This window comes from Streptomyces sp. NPDC006265 (genome assembly GCF_040613555.1).
In the GTDB taxonomy this organism is placed as follows: Bacteria; Actinomycetota; Actinomycetes; order Streptomycetales; family Streptomycetaceae; genus Streptomyces.
On the sequence record NZ_JBEXSH010000964.1, the window covers coordinates 1 to 3,251 of the forward strand.

4 protein-coding genes are annotated in these 3,251 nt (G+C 60.8%); 3 read left to right on the forward strand and 1 reads right to left on the reverse strand.

All coding sequences use genetic code 11. From position 1 onward, the window contains the following. Nucleotides 1-297 precede the first annotated feature (297 nt). A complete protein-coding gene (locus ABZ281_RS43510; protein ID WP_356663697.1) occupies nucleotides 298-600 on the reverse strand; it encodes a hypothetical protein in 303 nt (100 codons plus the stop codon). A 181-nt stretch (nucleotides 601-781) separates the two neighbouring features. Between ABZ281_RS43510 and ABZ281_RS43515 the strand changes: the two genes are divergently transcribed. From ABZ281_RS43515 to ABZ281_RS43525, 3 genes are all read left to right on the forward strand, one after another. Then, nucleotides 782-1,114 (forward strand): SAV_915 family protein, encoded by a 333-nt coding sequence (locus ABZ281_RS43515; RefSeq protein WP_356663699.1) that lies wholly within the window; start codon nucleotides 782-784, stop codon nucleotides 1,112-1,114. Then, a complete protein-coding gene (locus tag ABZ281_RS43520; protein ID WP_356663701.1) occupies nucleotides 1,107-2,570 on the forward strand; it encodes a hypothetical protein in 1,464 nt (487 codons plus the stop codon). Before ABZ281_RS43515 ends, ABZ281_RS43520 begins: the two co-directional genes overlap by 8 nt. Nucleotides 2,571-2,582: 12 nt before the next feature. Next, nucleotides 2,583-3,251 (forward strand): DUF3592 domain-containing protein (locus ABZ281_RS43525; RefSeq protein ID WP_356663703.1); only part of this gene is annotated, 669 nt, incomplete at its 3' end.

The window sequence follows — 3,251 nt, forward strand, 5'->3', positions numbered from 1 at the left end:
ACATCAAGCCGACGTTCGACAAGTGGGTCGACACGCTGAACGACGCCAGCAAGTCGGCCAACACCAGCGCCGACAACATCGAGCGCGCCACCTGAACTGACGCGTATCGCGCGGACGTCCCAGCTGCCGGGGTATTCCTTCGGGGTCATCGAACCTCGAGTGGGGATGCCCCCGGCGCCACTGCAGAAGGACGTACGGACAGCCGCTCATGTGCGACGCCAGCACATCAAGGAACGTCCATGGGTGACATAGGAGCATGCAGCCTCAGCTCCGCGTCAACTACTCATGCCGCCTGGCTCAGACGTCCTTGTTGTACATACGCGCCTCACTCTGTGAGACTTTTTCGGGTTCACTCCGGATGGCCGCGTCGATGATGGGAAGCAACTTGTCGACCTGCTCACCCAGTTTCTTATGCCGCCCATCCAGTTCCCTGTGCCATGCCCGAGCATTCTTTCCGACCCAAACCTTGTCACCACCGATCTCCTCGGTCGGGGCCTTGAGCGCCTTCCGGATGCTCTCCACCTCCTTGGCTAGGTCGCTCCGCAGCCGTTCAAGGTCCGCTTTCCGCGGATTGGGCACCTTGGCCTCCGGGTCTGCCACAATCGCACCCCTCGTTCATCGCATTTTCGGCTGACGAACGCTCACCGTACCAGCGCACTCCGAGCGCGATGATGAAGCTCCCCCCTCGTAAGGAGTAGGCGGCGAGTGTCAGCTCCTCGACCCTCATAAGCCCTCCGGAGATCACATTGCTTGCCACTCCATCACCTCATAATCTGTAGCAATGACCTCAACCGAAACGGCTCAGGACGCCCCCGAAGCCCTCGTACTGCCCACCATGACCGAGATGCCTCAGGGTCCTGACGGTTCCCCGATCAGCGGCGGCACCGTCGATGTCATCCTCGTACCCATGGTCGGCGAAGGCGGCGAGGAGCGGCTCGTTGCACTAGCTTTCACGTCCATCTCTCTGCTGGTCGAGGCCATGGGAGAAGGGCAGCCCTGGGTCATCATCCCCACTGCAGAAGTAGGGGAGGCACTCAACGGGTCGGGCGCTGCCGCGGTACTGATTGACCCTCAACTGGCCGACAGCCCGGAGGGGGAACCCACCAGTGGTTGATCCCAACTTCTCCGGTATCAACCCGGATAACCTCTTGAGGACGATCAAGGACCTTGAGTCCAGCGGCAAGAAGCTGCACGGGGCAAAATCCTCATATTTGAGCAGATTTCAGAAGTTTGGGCTAGAGACGAGCAACCTGACGGAAATCGGTAAGATCGCCGGCTGGATCGATGACGAGTTGCCCATGCTTCGCCGCCGCCAGGCACTCGCAGCAGCAATGGAGCTTGACCAGAAAGGGATTCAGAAACCCGGCGCCATGGTACAGCTTCGCGAGCCCATCGCGACAATAGGCGAGGCCCGAGACGCAGGAAAGAAACTTGCAGAGGAAGCAAACGAGGCGGCTAGGCTCGACCGGGGTAAAGCTGGCCCTGAATTCCACCGAATCGCAGAGGAATTCGCGAAGCACAAGGGCGACCCCGATTTCGCTTCGGCGTTCTACGCCAAGATGGAACCAGACCTCGTCAAGAACCTGCCAGTCGTAGTAGCGGCGGCCAACGCCCCGTCAGCCAAGGATGACGTGAAGGTCTTTGGGTCCGCGTTCACGACGGCGGTCAACGCTGAAACACCTGCGCCGGGTTTCAACAAAAGGGCCGCGCTCTTCCACGGCCAGTTCACGAAGGACGAGCCCACGGCTGTGTTCAACCGAGCACTCATGCAGGGAGACAATCCGGATCTTTGGGACCTTGCCTGGAAGCACACACAGATTGCCACGAAGAAGCTGCTCGACCCGGCAGACACGTGGTCCGACAGTGCTGGTCTACTTGCCAGCGTGATCGGCGTTCAGTCGAAATATGCAGCCCATTTCTGGGATAAGGCGCAGAAATTCTCCGGTGAAGCAGCCCAGTTGAAGCAACAGCGCCTCAACGCTATGACCAAGGCTCAAAAACGAGAGTTCAAAAACGCCACCAGTCGCGCAGCCAAAGCCTCCGGAAAATCGGCGCGGGAAGCGGAACGCATACTCTCAAAGTACGGGATGGGCTCGTTCTCCCGGCTTATGGAAGCCTCCGTCGCCGACGGCGGAAGCTGGCTGATCAACAAGGTTCCCGGCCTCAAGCCGCCCAGCACCACGTCGCTGTGGGGTCGCGCCCTCCGGACCGGCGGAAAGGTGCCTCTGGCGGGAAGCCTCCTCACCATTGGCGCCATCGGCTGGGATATCAGCAACGGTGAGGAGAAGGACGTCGCTGTGGCCGCCAATGTTGGTGGAATGGCGGCCGGTATGGGTGCAACCTGGGGTGCGACGGCAGCTGTTGCGGCCGCTGGGGGTCCGGTCGGCTGGGGAATCGCAGCAGGTGTCGTGGTGGGATTCGGTATCGGCTATGGCGTCTCCTACGCCATCAAGACGGAGACCGGCAGGAAGGCAGTCAACGCTGTTACTGGCGCCGCCAAGAGTGCAGGAAAGGCGATCGGTGACGCCGCGTCAAGCGTCAAGGATACGGTAGGCGGATGGTTCTCATAAGGTTGCCACAGCATGACTAAGAAGAGAAGAAAGCGTTCCGCGGGGCAGTATCAACTCCCGCCTCACATCAAGAGGGCTCACCAGGAAGTCGCCGACGCAAAGGCGTGGAAGCCACGACCTCCGCTCCCGCAACTCCATGTGATCCTGACTGTGTTCGGCCTATTTCTGCTGTGCGTAGGGATGGCCCTGTTCTTCTTGCTACCGTCGCGTTCCTTGGTGCAGGACCTGCGTTCCCACGGGGTAAGTGCCGCTGCCACGGTCGTCGGTGTCGACTCAAAGCCGAAGTACGTAAAGGTTCGCCTTGTGAGCAGTCCCAAGGCAGGCACCGAGGTCGAGCTTTCGGAATACGCCGGCATGCTTCCCGAAACGGAAACTGGCGCTTCCGTGATTGTCACGTATGATCCCGAGGATCCCTCCCGGGTCCTCGTTCAAGGCTGGGTAGAGGACCCACCAGCGAACCTGCCCGCCTACGGCACTTCGGCTCTGGCTGTCATCTGCCTCGGCCTCACCACGGCAGTGATCTGGCGCCGTTTCTGGATTCTTCGCACGTTCGGCCCGGAGGGACCCTCAGCCTCATCGACGGGTGGCGAAAAGCCGAGTCCTTCCAGTGTCCGTGTCGAGGAACGGCGCGAGGAAGTTGTCGGCGTCCGGGAAGTCCGGGAACCAGCCCATGCCGTAGAC